General features: G+C 64.4%; 10 protein-coding genes and 2 pseudogenes. 5 read left to right on the forward strand and 7 right to left on the reverse strand.

Annotation, left to right across the window (positions count from 1 at the left end):
• The first annotated feature begins 30 nt into the window (after positions 1 to 30).
• Genes THI_RS02210 through THI_RS02225 form a run of 4 tightly spaced genes read left to right on the forward strand, consistent with a single transcriptional unit; the run spans position 31 to position 4,518 of the window.
• Positions 31 to 513 (forward strand): 4-hydroxylaminobenzoate lyase, encoded by a 483-nt coding sequence (locus THI_RS02210; protein WP_013104593.1) that lies wholly within the window; start codon positions 31 to 33, stop codon positions 511 to 513.
• Entirely contained in the window at positions 510 to 2,069 is a 1,560-nt protein-coding gene (locus tag THI_RS02215) for a 3,4-dehydroadipyl-CoA semialdehyde dehydrogenase (RefSeq protein ID WP_013104594.1), read from the forward strand. Before THI_RS02210 ends, THI_RS02215 begins: the two co-directional genes overlap by 4 nt.
• Before the next feature lie 30 nt (positions 2,070 to 2,099).
• Positions 2,100 to 3,686, forward strand: coding sequence for a benzoate-CoA ligase family protein (locus tag THI_RS02220; protein ID WP_013104595.1), 1,587 nt, complete (start codon positions 2,100 to 2,102; stop codon positions 3,684 to 3,686).
• Complete coding sequence (locus THI_RS02225; RefSeq protein WP_013104596.1) at positions 3,676 to 4,518, forward strand: alpha/beta fold hydrolase; 843 nt, start codon at positions 3,676 to 3,678, stop codon at positions 4,516 to 4,518. The genes THI_RS02220 and THI_RS02225 overlap by 11 nt, the downstream gene beginning before the upstream one ends.
• Here the strand turns inward: THI_RS02225 and THI_RS19230 are convergent.
• A pseudogene (locus tag THI_RS19230) lies at positions 4,480 to 5,058 on the reverse strand (ADP-ribosylglycohydrolase family protein); the annotation flags it as partial. The gene THI_RS02225 and the pseudogene THI_RS19230 overlap by 39 nt on opposite strands.
• A 17-nt stretch (positions 5,059 to 5,075) precedes the next feature.
• Here THI_RS19230 and THI_RS02240 point away from each other — a divergent pair.
• On the forward strand, positions 5,076 to 6,689 hold the full coding sequence (locus THI_RS02240; protein ID WP_013104599.1) for an AAA family ATPase: 1,614 nt from the start codon (positions 5,076 to 5,078) through the stop codon (positions 6,687 to 6,689).
• Positions 6,690 to 7,054: 365 nt separating this feature from the next.
• On the opposite strand, the gene THI_RS02245 is transcribed toward THI_RS02240, so the two are convergent.
• The 6 genes and pseudogenes from THI_RS02245 to THI_RS02270 form a co-directional block, all read right to left on the reverse strand.
• A complete protein-coding gene (locus THI_RS02245) occupies positions 7,055 to 7,900 on the reverse strand; it encodes a lipoyl protein ligase domain-containing protein (protein ID WP_141130669.1) in 846 nt (281 codons plus the stop codon).
• Entirely contained in the window at positions 7,869 to 8,984 is a 1,116-nt protein-coding gene (locus tag THI_RS02250) for an acetoin dehydrogenase dihydrolipoyllysine-residue acetyltransferase subunit (RefSeq protein ID WP_013104602.1), read from the reverse strand. Before THI_RS02250 ends, THI_RS02245 begins: the two co-directional genes overlap by 32 nt.
• Positions 8,984 to 10,008: pseudogene (locus THI_RS02255) on the reverse strand (alpha-ketoacid dehydrogenase subunit beta). The gene THI_RS02250 and the pseudogene THI_RS02255 overlap by 1 nt, the downstream one beginning before the upstream one ends.
• Positions 10,009 to 10,019: 11 nt before the next feature.
• A complete protein-coding gene (locus THI_RS02260) occupies positions 10,020 to 11,003 on the reverse strand; it encodes a thiamine pyrophosphate-dependent dehydrogenase E1 component subunit alpha (protein WP_013104604.1) in 984 nt (327 codons plus the stop codon).
• 13 nt (positions 11,004 to 11,016) lie between these two features.
• Complete coding sequence (locus tag THI_RS02265) at positions 11,017 to 12,090, reverse strand: ATP-NAD kinase family protein (protein ID WP_013104605.1); 1,074 nt, start codon at positions 12,088 to 12,090, stop codon at positions 11,017 to 11,019.
• A 138-nt stretch (positions 12,091 to 12,228) separates the two neighbouring features.
• Positions 12,229 to 14,151 carry a sigma-54-dependent Fis family transcriptional regulator gene (locus THI_RS02270; RefSeq protein WP_013104606.1) on the reverse strand — a complete coding sequence of 641 codons (1,923 nt, stop codon included), beginning with the start codon at positions 14,149 to 14,151 and terminating at the stop codon, positions 12,229 to 12,231.
• Positions 14,152 to 14,228: the final 77 nt, after the last annotated feature.

Raw genomic sequence — 14,228 nt, forward strand, 5'->3', positions numbered from 1 at the left:
CGACAAGCCGCGTCGTCAAGGAGGCGACAGATGGAAGCTGCCGATCTGCATCGACAGATTGCCAAGATCACCGAGCGCATCTCCGGCCAGCCGCTCGATACTAGGCTGCAGGATTGGCTGAACCAGGAGTTCGGCCCCGACACAGCGGCTTTTGCCGACCTGCAGCGCACCTGTGAAGCCGGCGTGGCGGAAGGCTGGCTATGCCAGCGCGAGGGCGGCGGCATCCGCTACGGTCGCGTGTTCAAGCCCGAAGTCGCGCTGCACGGATTCTCCGTCGATGTGGTGGAGATGGCTGATGTGGTAGGCCCGCACCACAGCCACCCGAATGGTGAGATCGACCTGATCCTCCCGCGGGACGGCTCCGCGCGTTTCGATGCGCATCCTTCCGGCTGGCTGGTGTACGGTCCCGGCAGCGCGCATTGCCCCACGGTGAGCGGCGGCAGCGCCCTAGTGCTCTACCTGCTTCCGGAAGGCGCCATCTCTTTCACTCCGGCGGGGGAGGCACGCGCATGAGCGAACTGCTCCCCAATCTGCTCGGCGACCGGTGGCAGACCGGGGCTGGCAGGGGCACACCATTGTTCGACCCCGTGCTCGGTGACGAACTGGTGCGCGTCGATGCGGGCGGGCTGGACCTGCCCGCGGGTTTCACCTTTGCGCGCCAGACCGGCGGTGCCGAACTGCGGGCCATGAGCTACGCCGAACGTGCCGGGCTGCTGCGCGCCGTGGCCGATGTGATCAAGGTGAACCGCGACGACTACTTTGCCATTTCTACTGCCAACAGCGGCACGGTCTCCAACGACACCAGCGTCGACGTCGACGGCGCCGTCTACACCCTCGGCGTCTACGCAAAGCTCGGCGCAACGCTCGATGCTGGCTCCCTAATGGCCGACGGCGAGGCGGAAGGTCTCAGCCGCAACGGCATCTTCCAGGCTCGCCACGTGTTCGCGCCGACGCCTGGGTTGGCCCTGCTCATCAACGCCTTCAATTTCCCCTCCTGGGGTCTCTGGGAAAAGGCGGCGCCCGCACTGCTTTCAGGCGTGCCGGTCGTGGTCAAGCCGGCCACGGCGACGGCCTGGCTCACGCAGCGCATGGTGGCCGACGTGGCCGCAGCGGGCGTGCTGCCGCCGGGCACCCTGTCCATCGTGTGCGGCAGTTCGGCCGGGCTGATGGATGCGCTGGAGCCGTTCGACGTGGTGTCGTTCACCGGCTCGGCGGAATCCGCGGCGGTCATCCGCTCGCACCCGGCGGTGACTCGTCGGTCGGTGCGGGTGAACATCGAGGCCGACAGCCTCAACTCCGCCTTGCTGCTGCCCGGCCGGGACGCCCAGGCACTAGCCCTGCTGGCCAAGGAAGTGGCGCTCGAAATGACCGTCAAGAGCGGGCAGAAATGCACAGCCATCCGACGGGTGCTAGTTCCTGCCGCGACGTACGGCGAGGCCGCCGCGGCCATCGGCGCGCGGCTTGAGAAGACGACGGTCGGCAATCCCCGGAACGCCGACGTGCGCATGGGTGCATTGGTGAGCACGGCGCAGAAGGCCTCGGTGCTGGAGGGCTTGGCGCTGCTGCGCAACCAGACCGAAGTGCTGTTCGACGGCGGCTCGCGCCCGCTGATCGATGCAGACCCCGAGCGCTCCTGCTGCGTCGCGCCGACCCTGCTCGGCACGCGCGACGCCGCGGGCAGCGATGCAGCGCATCTTGTGCATGACACCGAGGTGTTCGGCCCGCTGGCCACACTGGTGCCCTACAGAGACATGGAACACGCGCTGGCGCTCGCCCGGCGTGGCGAAGGCTCGCTGGTGGCTTCGGTCTACGGTACGGACAACGTGGCGATGGCGGCAGCGGCCGCCGACCTAGCGAGCCATCATGGCCGGGTGCATGTGATCAGCCCCGACGTGGCTGCAACCCAGACTGGGCACGGCAATGTGATGCCGCAATCGTTGCATGGTGGCCCCGGCCGCGCCGGAGGCGGCGAGGAACTCGGTGGTCTGCGGGCGCTGCGCTTCTATCACCGCCATACCGCCATCCAGGCCGCGACCAGCGTGCTCGACGCGCTGCCGCTGTCGGCCTGACACAAGACAAGTACGAGGAGGAGACAACCCATGACCGCAGCACTGCCCGCGCCCCCCTGGGGCGATCGCTTCAATATCGCGGAACACCTGCTGGCCTGCAACGCGGGGCGTCCCGACAAGCTGGCCTATGTGGACGATCATGCTTCGCTTACCTATGCCGAACTGGACACCCGGGTGCGTCAGATGGCCGCGGCGCTGCATGCGTTGGGCATCAAACGCGAGGAGCGGGTGCTACTGCTGATGCAGGACTGCTGCGACTGGCCGGTGGCCTTTCTCGGTGCCATCTACGCGGGGCTGGTTCCCGTCGCCGTGAACACCCTGCTCACAGCAGACGACTATGCCTACATGCTCGAACATTCGCGGGCGCAGGCGGTGCTGGTATCCGGCGCGCTGCTTGCCACGCTCAATGCGGCGATGGTCAAGGCCGATCACGAGGTAAGCAAAGTCGTGGTATCCCGCCCGCAGGCACCGCTGCATCCGTCCGAAGTGGCGTTCGATGCCTTCATCCAGGGGCATGCACCAAAGCGCAAACCTGCGGGGACCGGGCCCGACGATCCCGCCTTCTGGCTTTATTCGTCCGGATCCACCGGACGGCCCAAGGGTGCGGTGCATTCGCAGGCCAACCCGTACTGGACCATTGAGCTCTACGGCAAGGCGGTACTCGGTCTGTGCGAGGACGATGTGTGCTTTTCCGCCGCCAAGCTGTTCTTCGCCTACGGCTTGGGCAACGCCATCACGTTCCCGCTCGGTGTCGGCGCCACAGTGCTGCTGATGGCCGATCGCCCCACGCCAGAGGCGATTTTCATGCGCTGGATCGGCAGCGTCTGCGGCCTGAAGCCCACTGTGTTCTTCTGCGCACCCACGGGCTATGCGGGCATGCTGGCGCACCCTGACCTGCCCGACCGCGAAGCGGTGGCGCTGCGGCTCGCGTCCTCGGCGGGTGAGGCCTTGCCCGCGGAGCTGGGTCGTCGCTTCAAGGCGCATTTCGGGGCGGACATCGTCGACGGCATCGGCTCCACGGAGATGCTGCACATTTTCCTGTCCAACCGCCCCGATCGCATCCGGTACGGCACCACCGGCTGGCCGGTGGACGGCTACGAAGTCATGCTACACGCCGACGACGGTGGGCCGGTACCCGACGGCGAACCAGGGGACCTTTACATCCAGGGGCCGTCGAGCGCGCTGATGTACTGGGGCAACCGCGCTAAGTCGCGCGAGACGTTCCAGGGGACCTGGACGCGCAGCGGTGATAAGTACATCCGCAACACAGACGGCAGCTACACCTACGCCGGTCGCAGCGACGACATGCTAAAGGTAAGCGGCATCTACGTCTCGCCCATCGAAATAGAGACCACACTGGCTCAGCATCCGGCAGTGCTGGAGGCCGCGGTCATCGGTGTCGCTGACGCAAATGGCCTGACCCGTACCAAGGCCTTCGTGGTCTTCAAGTCGGGGCAGCGGGCGGACGAGGCGACGCTCAAGGCCTTCGTCAAGGAACGTCTGGCGCCTTACAAATATCCTCGACTGATCGAATTCGTCGATGAACTGCCCAAGACGGCGACCGGGAAGATCCAGCGCTTCAAGCTGCGTGACGCGGAGGTGACGCGTGCAGGGTGATCATTCCACAGTGGCCGCTGCCGATCAGCGCGTGCGGATCGACTGGGACGGCCGCCCAGTCGACATCGAGGTGCGGTGGGTCGGTGCCGAGGGTGACAGGCCGTTGCTCGTCTTCTTGCACGAGGGTCTCGGATCGGTGGCGATGTGGAAGAACTTTCCGTGTCAACTCTGCGAGGCGGTAGGTTGCCGAGGGCTCATCTACAGCCGCCCGGGCTACGGCCGGTCGACACCGCGTCCGCCGAACGAACTGTGGGACCCGGACTTCATGCATCGCCAGGCCGAGCAGGTGTTGCCCGCATTGCTGCGGGCGTTGGGCGTCGCCGCGCCGTATTGGCTGTTCGGGCACAGCGACGGCGGCTCCATCGCCCTCCTGCACGCCGCGCGCTTTCCCGACGCCGTGGCGGGCGCCGTCGTGCTGGCACCGCATATCTTAGTGGAGCAGATCTCGGTTGACAGCATCGCCGCCGCGCGTGAGGCGTACGAACAGACCGACCTGCGCGGCAAGCTGGCGCGCTACCACGACGACTCGGATTCCGCCTTCTGGGGGTGGAACTGCATCTGGCTCGATCCGCGCTTTCGCGACTGGTCGATCGAAAATGACATCGCCACCATCCACTGCCCGCTGCTGGCGGTGCAGGGACTCGATGACGAATACGGCACGCTGGAGCAGATTCGCGGCATCGCGCGCCGGTTACCGCAGACGCAGTTACTCGAACTGCCCGATTGCGGCCACAGCCCGCACCGCGATCAGCCCGGTGCCGTGATCGCCGCGGCGCGGGCGCTGCTCTCGGGACACAGAGGGGAGAACCGCTCCGTCTGCGCAGCCCGATGACACGGCCTGTGCGGATAGCGCCCGTTCCAGGGCAACGCGTGTTTCTTCGTGCCGCTCCTTGCGCGTCAGCAAAGGCGTGACCCGATCAATCGCCGCCGCAAGATCATTTCCGTCGAGGAGATCAAAGACCAGGGCGGCCATCACGCCAGCAGTCAGGAATCCCGTGGGATGTCCATGCGTCAGCGCTGCAGCTTCGCAGCCCAGGTCGAACGCGCGTGCGAGGTTTTCTGATCGGAGGGAAGGGTTGCTATGGGTCAGCGCGTGGAACAACATGCCGATCGGCACGACGCGCATTACGCCACCACAGCCTTTGCTGTCATTCTGCGCCGGTTGGCCGATCTCGATGCCGCTGCGCAGCGCATCGATACAGGTACGGCCCGGCGCACGGCGGGAGAACAATGCCTTCTGTCTGATCAGCCAGCCAGAAAGCAGGAATTCCTTGTCACGCGGCTCATGCTCGCCTTGGGTGTACAGCCAGCGCAGGTACGCGTAGTGGATCACGCTCGGCGGGCTGCTAATGCCGCGCTGCGTCTCCCGCACATAAGCCCGAAGGGCTCATGACCCTGGACCGAGACGGCAGTCGCGATCTCATGGGCGCGTTCGACCTGCTGTCGCGCGACTTCGCCTTGGCGATGATGCGCGCCGACGTCGATCTGTTCGATCTGCTGCGCAGCCGGGTGAGCGTTAGCGCGCGGCCCACGCTGAGCCTGGCTGACTATGCCCACCTCGGCGGCCAGGTTGATCTGATTCGCCGCTATCTGGCCAAGGCGCGCGCCCAGAAAAAAAGTGGGGTCAATATCTTGGCCTATGGCCCGCCCGGAACTGGCAAGACCGAATTGGCCAGGGCGCTCGGCGCGGCGCTGGATGTGACCTTGTTCGAGGTCAATACCGTCGACAGCGACGATGACCCGATCCGAGGCACCGAGCGCCTCAACGCTTTCCGCGCCGCGCAGCGCTTTCTGCGCGCCCAGAACGCGGTGATCCTGTTCGACGAGGTCGATGACGTGTTCGAGTCCGACGGCGCGGGCCTGGCGCGGCTGTTGGGTGCACAGGTGTTCCACAACAAGCACAAGGGCGCGATCGTCAAGATCCTGGAGAGCAACCCCGTGCCGACGATATGGCTCACCAATGACGTCAGGGCGCTCGATCCGGCGTTCATTCGTCGCTTCGACTGGGTGCTGGAGATGCCCGTGCCGCCGCGCAGCGTGCGGGAGCGACTAATCGCAACGCATTGCGACATGCTTGCCGACGCGCAGGCGCGGCAGCGCCTAGCCGAATCGGAGCATCTTGCCCCGGCAGTGCTGACGCGCGCAGCGGCCGTAGTCGGCACGCTCAAGGATGCGCTCGATCCGAAGTCCGCCAGCGACACCCTGGTCCAGATCGTCGACGGCACGCTGCGTGCGCAGGGACACCGGGCGCTGCGGTCTCAGGGCGCGCAGCCCTGTCCTGAGGCCTATGACCTGGCGTGCGTCCATGCCGATACGGATCTCGATAGCCTTGTCGAAGGTCTCAGCGGGACAGGTGGGGCCAGGCTGCTGCTGCACGGCCTTCCTGGGACGGGCAAGACAGCGTTTGCCCATCATCTCGCGCAACGACTGGATAAGCCTCTGCTGGTGCGGCGGGCGTCCGATCTGTTGTCGAAATGGGTGGGAGAGACCGAGCGCCAGATCGCCCGGGCATTCGCCCAGGCGCAGGAAGACGACGCTGTCCTGCTGATTGACGAGGTGGACAGCTTCCTCCAGGACAGAAGCCGGGCGCGTGCTTCGTGGGAGGTCAGCCAGGTCAACGAACTGCTCACGCAGATGGAATCGTTTGATGGCGTGCTCATCGCAACGACCAATCTCCTGGAGGGCATCGACCCGGCCGCGCTGCGGCGTTTCGATCTCAAGGTTCGCTTCGAGGCCTTGCGCGCCGAGCAAGCTTGGGAGCTGCTGTGTCGGCATTGCACCTTGGCCAGTCTTGCGGAACCGCACAGCGGTCTGCGCGCGGCAATCGCGCACCTCGCGGGCAGGGTCACGCCCGGAGACTTTGCCGCGGTCGCCAGACGCAGCAGATTCCAGAAGTTCAGCGATGCGGGCGACTGGGTGACTGCGCTCCAGGGCGAGTGCGAACACAAACCGAAGACTTCCGTGCCGATCGGATTTGTCACCGCGCTGGTCAAGCGGGCGTGAGACGAGGTGTTGACGGCGAGCTCTGCGGGTATGTGCACCGGCTCATCCGCAAAGGAGGTTGCGGTCAGCGCAATGTATGCGTTTGCCTAACCCCTCTTTTCAATGAGTCTGAGCTGAGCGAAGCTTGAGTTTTTTCGGATGTCGCCTAGTCGGACGCGACAGCGCCACGCTTCATTTTTGCGATACTGATTTGAGCCATGCGCCGGGTTTGCAGTGAGCCGGTTGAGGCGCGCTGAAATTCAAGATTGGCGCCGCGCGCAGATCGTTTGCCATGGCTCAGTCGCCGATCGGCATGCGGCTCAAATTGGCATTGTCGCCAAAACTCCCAACCTCTCATCCGCATAAATTTGCGTAGACCCATAACGTCAGATTACTTGCGTAAGAGCATAGGCAAGCGCGCCCACCCATTGGCTTGATAGGTCGCTCGGCACCTGCGCCCCTGGATGAGCGGCGCGCCATGCCTTGGCCAGGCTGGTCAGCGCATCGGCACGGTACCGCCGATCGCTTCCGGAGGCGGCCTCGAACGCGTTGGCGCGCGCCGTCAGCTCCTGCGCATCGCAATCCACGAGGATGACAGCGTGCGCCAGAACTATCGGAGCATGCCCAATGCGGCGCCACGACTGCGCGGTGCCCACGAGTTTGCGGCCTTCAAACGCTAGGTTGAAGCGGCCGTCGCAGAAGGAGCCGTTAACGCCTTGTGGCACGACAAGAACGCCGCATTGCGCAAAGGCCACAGCGAGGCGGTGGCATAGAGTTTGGTAAACGGCATCGGTGTCTTTGGGTATCGCACTCGTGCTGGGCCACGTGAGGCTGAGGTTGAGCACGCCGGGGCCTTGCGGCACAACACCTCCCCCCGAGCTTCGAACTTGCACGGGCCATCCAGCTGCCGCCGATGTGGAGCATGCCGCGGCCCAGCGAGCAAGACGCTCGTAGCTGCGCGGCACAACTAGCGAAGCGGGTGCGCTCCACAGGTGGACCTGCGCACGTCCGGTGGCGGCTGTATCCGCCATCCATTGCGCTTCGCTGGCCACTCCATGCAGCAGCGGTGTGTCGTGCACCGTGAAGGCGCGGGGGCTTAACAGGGGCAAGGCTGTGCCGAGCCTGGGCACCTGCACATCGGCCATGGCCATGGCCACACCGGGCGTGGGTGGGCCGCACACTTCGGGTGCCGCGCCCTGGTCAACCGGTGACGTGGCGTTTGAGCAGCGCATTGATCTCGTTGGCCCGCTCCATCATGGTCATGTGGCCGGCACCTTCCAGAACCTCCACGGTGGCGCCCGCAGGCGCGTGCACGGCGTGGGAGGAGGGGATGATCCGATCCTCGCGGCCCCAGACCACAAGCACGGGTTTGCCGACACCGCCCAAGCGCAAACCGGGCTGCTCGGCCTGCTGACCTGAGCCGAACTGAGCTGCGCTCAAGGCCTGCAGCAGCTCGGGCACACCGTCCAGCCGCTTGTACTTGAGCAGGTTCTCCAGCAACGAGCGGCTGACCAGTTCTGGGTTGGCAAACAACTGCTCGACCAAGGGCTTGAGCTCGCGGCGCGAGGTCGCGGCAACGAAGCCTTCGGTGTAGCCCGCGTTGATCTCGGTGCCAAGCCCTGCGCTGTTGATTAGCGCCAACGATGCCACCCGCCCGGGATAGTCCAGGGTCATCTGTGAGGCGATTGCGCCGCCCATCGAATGCCCCACCACGTGTACACGCTCGACGTGCAGTTCATCGAGAAAATGCACGACAAAGCTGGCTAGGTCGGCAAGTGCGGTGCCTGGCAGCCTCGAAGTGGACTGTCCGTGCCCGGGCAGATCCAGCGCGATGACTGGAGCCACTTCGGCGAGTACGTCGAGATTGAACAGCCAGTTGTCGAGATCGCCGCCGAAACCGTGCAGGAACAGCACTGGCACGCCGTCGCCCAAACCCCGTCGCGCATAGCGCACGTGCAAGCCGTCGATGTCGGCGAAACTGTAAGGCGGCGGGTCGTCGTCTTCGCTCGTCGCGACAGCGGGCACCACATAGTTGGCGACGTAAGTATCGATCTCGGCCTCGCTGACAGCCGCATCGGCCATTACGCCCAAGAGCGCCTTGACTGGCAGGGTCTGCCCCTCCTGCGCCACCTTGCGGCGCAGGAGGCCGGGATCGGGCGCCTCCACTGCGTTGGAGATCTTGTCGGTCTCGACTTCCATCAGCGGTGTGCCCACCTCGATGACCGCTCCAACATCGACCAGCCACGCCGTAATGGTGCCTTCCTTCATTTCCAAGCCCCATTTGGGCATGATGATGGGAGTGAGAGTAGTGCTCATCAGTTGTGCCCTCCGGCAAACGTGCGTTTCACAGCATCGGCAATCTGGGCCGCACTCGGGACGTACAGATCCTCTAGCACTGGCGAGAATGGCACAGGCACATGCGGTGGCGTGACCATCTCGATGGGCCCTTTCAGTGCTTTGAAGGCATGCTGCACCACTTGCGCGGAAACGTCGGCCGCGATACTGCAACGAGGTGAAGCCTCGTCCACGCAGACCAGATGGCCGGTTTTCTCGACGCTTTCCAGGACGGTATCGAGATCAAGGGGACTGAGCGTGCGCAAGTCGATGACCTCGCAATCGATGCCGGTTTGGGCAAGCGTGGTCGCTGCATCGAGGGCGCGCTGGACCATCTGGCCGTATGTGACGATGCTGGCATGCTTGCCCTCGCGCACGACGTTTGCCTCGCCAAAGGGAATGACATAGCTGGCTTCAGGCACCTCGCCCTGCACGCCGTAGAGATTCTTGTGCTCGCAGAAAATCACGGGATCGTTGTCACGAATCGATTGAATGAGCAAACCCTTGGTGTCATATGGGCTGCTGGGACACACCACCTTGAGTCCCGGAATGTGGGTGAACAGCGGGGTAAGCATTTGCGAGTGCTGCGCTGCTGCGCGCATGCCTGCGCCCACCATCGCGCGGATGACCACCGGGGTCTGCGCCTTGCCCCCGAACATGTATCTGAACTTGGCGGCCTGGTTGTAGATCTGGTCGAAGCACACGCCCATGAAGTCAATGAACATGAGTTCCGCCACGGGCCGCATGCCGCACGCAGCGGCACCAATGGCGGCGCCGACATAAGCGCTTTCCGACAGGGGCGTGTCCATTAGGCGGTCGCCGTGCTTGGCGTAAAGGCCCTTGGTCACACCGAGCACGCCGCCCCAGGCGTCGCGCTCGCCGTCCGCGCCGGCGGCGCCCACGATGTCTTCACCCAACACGATCACCGAGGGGTCGCGCGACATCGCGACATCTCCTGGTCGAGTGCTTCGTTGATGGCTTGTTTCATGCTGATCTTGCGTGCCATGGTGGCTCTCCTTAATAGGCAACGTAAACGTCGGTGGTCAGATCGGCCAAGGTGGGCAGCGGTGCGGCCTTCGCCTCTGCCACGGAGCGCTCGATGAGCGCGGCAATCTCGCGATCCATGGCCTTGAGCTCCTCCTCGGTGCTTACTCCGCCGCTGATGAGAGCCGCCGAGAATTTCTTAAGGCAGTCCTGATTGGCACGGATGTCATCGAGCTCGCCGGGGCCCCGGTAGGTCTGCGCGTCGCCTTCGAAGTGTCCGAAGAAGCGCACCATTTTGCATTCCAGCAAAGCCGGTCCGCCGCCCGTGCGCGCCCGGTGGATGATCTCGCCCGCAGACTCGTGCACGGCGAAGAAATCCGTGCCGTCGACCGTCACTCCCGGGAGCCCGAAGCCGGCCGCGCGGTCCACATAGCTGTCCACGGCTACCCCGTAGTCGCGCGAGGTGGTCTCGGCATAGCCGTTGTTCTCGACTACGAAGACCACCGGCAGGTTCCACACCGCGGCTAGGTTCAGGCTTTCGAGAAAGGTTCCCTGGTTGGAGGCGCCATCGCCCACGAAACTCACGGCCACCTCGGACTTGCCGCGGAATTTCGCAGCCAGTGCCGCTCCGCACGCCAGGGGAGCTCCGGCGCCCACAATGCCATTAGCCCCCATCATGCCCTTGTCAAGATCGGCAATGTGCATAGAGCCACCTTTGCCATTGCAGGCGCCTCCTTGCTTGCCATAGATCTCTTTCATCATCGCCATCACGTCAACGCCCTTGGCGATGCAGTGCCCGTGACCGCGGTGCGTGCTGGCAATGCGGTCGCCGTCGCCAAGATGCATCATGACGCCGGTCGCAGCCGCCTCTTCACCGGCGTAGAGGTGTACGAAACCGGGAATGTCGCCCCGACCGAAGTCCACATGCAGACGGTCCTCGAATTCGCGAATCGTGCGCATGGTGCGGTAGGCCTGAAGCAGCTGCTCCCGGGACTGGGGAAAAGGATTGCCTGCCATGGTTGATCTCCTTTTAGTGATTAAGCGAAGAGGTGTAGCGCAGTAACTGTGCATTGGCGGCAAAGCCCATGCACCGGGCGACGTCTACGGTGAAAAATGCGTTCTCGCGAAGGGTCATATCCACACGCTGGCCGTGCTCGAAACCGAGTTCGCGTTCGCCGTCGAGGGCGACGGTGCCCGCTTCAGCCAGCACCGGCAGAGCCTCGCCGGCGACCATGCGCTGCCAGCTGGCAATGTCCACGGGGCGCACCATGCCGGGTGCAATCGGCGCGTGCAGGCTCAGCAGGGCTTCGCGTCCGCCGTGCGCGAGCTGAACCGCCAGGCCACCGGACTCCAGCCGCCCTACGGGCTGCAACAGGCCGCCGATTGCCGACAATCCAATCGCCTGGGGATCGGCAAAGGCCAGATACAGCGCAACCAGAGAGTTGGTCTTCCACAGCGCGCGTGCACCCAAGCTGTGATCGTGGGTGATGGCTGCGTCGACGATAGCGATGTCGCGCCGGGTGCCTGCGCGTGCATCTTCGATGCGCACCTCTATCGCTTTGTTGCGTGCCAGCGCTTGGGCGCGCGCGATGCGCCCGCTGGCAAAAAGCCCGACGGCCATCCCAGTGATCGTGGGCTCGCGCATCTCGGGAAAGGCGTTGTTCGTGCCCGTCGACAACCCGGCAATCGGCACGGCACTGTTATCGTCAACGAGCTGGCGCGCCACCGCGCGATGGGTGCCGTCGCCGCCCAGAACCACGATCGCCGACACGCCCATGCGCTGCAAAAGCCTGGTCGCGGTGAACGTGTCCTCGACCGTGGACGTGGGCTGCATATCCAGGAACTCGATGGCCGGCAGCGAGTGATCGGTGCCGCGCCTGATATGGCGCTCCAGAAGGGAGCGGATACCACCGCGGTCGGGCATGATCCAGGCCCGCTTGACGCCACAGGACGCTGCGGCGCTGAGCAGTCGAAGCACGATGTTCACCCTATCGGTGATCTGCAGGTTTCCGGCATTGGCCACAATGCGCCGGATGTCGCGCGCCGATACGGGGTTGGCGACAACACCAATGCTGGCTTCAAGAGCGTGGGCCACGCGAGTCATACCGAAGTTCCAAGAGCGTAAGGTTGGTTCCTATTACGCAACTCGCGTGCCATTGTTGCTTGGCCCCGTTGCTGAAGGGGGCCCGGGGCGCGAAGCGCCGTTGTGCACCTCGGCCAGATGTCACATTTAGTATTCGGCCTAAGGCGTGTGCTTGGGCGAGTGGATACCCCATCGTTTCATGTGCCGGTACAGCGTCATGCGAGATTTGCCCATCTGTTGTGCAACGGCGCTGATATTCCACTGCGCGGCACGAAGCGACTCAAGCAGTTGCTGGGCTGCGGGCGGGTGAAGCGCTGCGTCGGGGTGGGCGCGCACTGATGGCGCGGCTGCGCCCAGCAAGGTATCAGGCAAATCCTCGATCCGGATCACGCCATCGCGGCATACGGCACGGGCAAAGGCCAGCGTATTGTGCAATTCGCGCAAGTTCCCCGGCCAGCTGTAGCTGAGCAGCGCCGCCTCGGCCTCGCGCGACAGCACCACGGCAGGTTCTTCCTCGTGCAGTAACTTGTGCAGCAGCCACAGAAGATCGCGCCGCTGGCGTATAGCGGGAAGTTTCACACGGGCACCGGCCAGCCGGTAGTACAGATCATCCCGGAAACGACCAGTTTTCACCAGCGTTTCAAGGTCGCAATGCGTGGCTGCGATCACGCGAATGTCCACGGGTAGGGGACGCGTGGCGCCAATGACTGGCACTTCGCGCTCGGCCAGTACGCGCAGCAACCGCCCCTGCAGGTCACGCGGCATATCACCGATCTCATCCAAGAACAGCGTACCACCGTCGGCTTCATGGATGAGGCCTCGCTTTCCCTTGCTACTAGCGCCGGAAAAGCTTCCGGGCAAGTAGCCAAAAAGCTCACTCTCGATCAGCGTCTCGGGGATGGCCGCGCAATTGACCGCGACGAACGGTTTGTTTCGGCGTTGGCTTGCCTCGTGCAGGCCTTTGGCAAGGTACTCCTTGCCGCTGCCAGTTTCCCCCGTGATGAGAATGCTGATAGGCGAGTCGACAAGCTTTGCCGCGCGCGCAATTTGGCTATCCAGCGTCGGGTCGCCGCCAGAGAGCTGAGCCAGCGGCGCCGGCAGCACCGGCGCCACCATGTCGTCCGTCGCCGCAGCGCGGCGAGCAGGGGGCGGCAGCGCATGCAGAAACAGCACCTGCCCGCGGCCTACGAGGGTCACCGCGCGCCGCTCGTCGGGCGTGGCCCGCATGAACTGGCCCAGATCATCAAGTCGAATATTGAACGCGCTCTCTAAGGCCATGCCCAGAACAGGGCCGCTGTTTGCTGCCTGAAGGAGCAGCTGCGCCTGCCTGTTGTGCCCGATGATGCGTCCGCCCGCATCGACCGCCAGCAGGTAGTCAGGGCTGATCTCCACAAACTCCGGCGAAGGGTGCAGCTTGAGCACCCAGTCATTGCGAAACCAGCGCAGGAAGTTTGCGTTTTCCACGCGGCTTGCATAGACCTTGACCAACTGGAGTGCCAGATGCTGGCTCGTTTTCATTTTGGGCGACGTCAGCGCCGAGATATCTAGGACGGCATTAATCTGGCCAAATGGGTCATAGATAGGTGCGGCTGTACAGGTCAGCGGAATATGGGTCGCATCGAAGTGATCGTCCTGATGGACCGTTAGCGCCTCGCCTGTCATCAGGGCCGTGCCCACGCCACAGGTGCCAGCGTGGTATTCACTCCAGTCCGCGCCAAGGGACAGGCCGGCGTGGCGCAGGGTGTGGTCGAGCTGGATGTCCCCGATGAAATCCACCGTGATGCCGCGCGAGTCCGTGAGCAAAACGCAGTAGCCCATGCCGACGACCTGCTTATACAAGGACTCCAAGCCGTAGCGTGCCATATGCAGAAAATCGTCGATACGCTCCCGGTGCTCGCGCAGCTGCTGTTGATGCAGGATCACAGCGGGGCGCATGCAGGTGGGATCTAGGCGGTGCTCGTGTACGCAGCGCGTCCATGACTCGCGAATCACCCCATCGAGGGCGAGGGACGTGCGAAGGGGGAGGCCCTCGCCGGCCAGAGTCATGACCGTTTGGATGTGTTCACGCGCGCGCAAGTCCATGGCTGTCTCCAGGGTCGGGCGCGTGGCCAGCGCCTCTAGCTCTGAAGGGTAAATGTACTCTGTCGCGGGCGCTGCGG

Source organism: Thiomonas arsenitoxydans (assembly GCF_000253115.1).
Classification (GTDB): domain Bacteria; phylum Pseudomonadota; class Gammaproteobacteria; order Burkholderiales; family Burkholderiaceae_C; genus Thiomonas; species Thiomonas arsenitoxydans.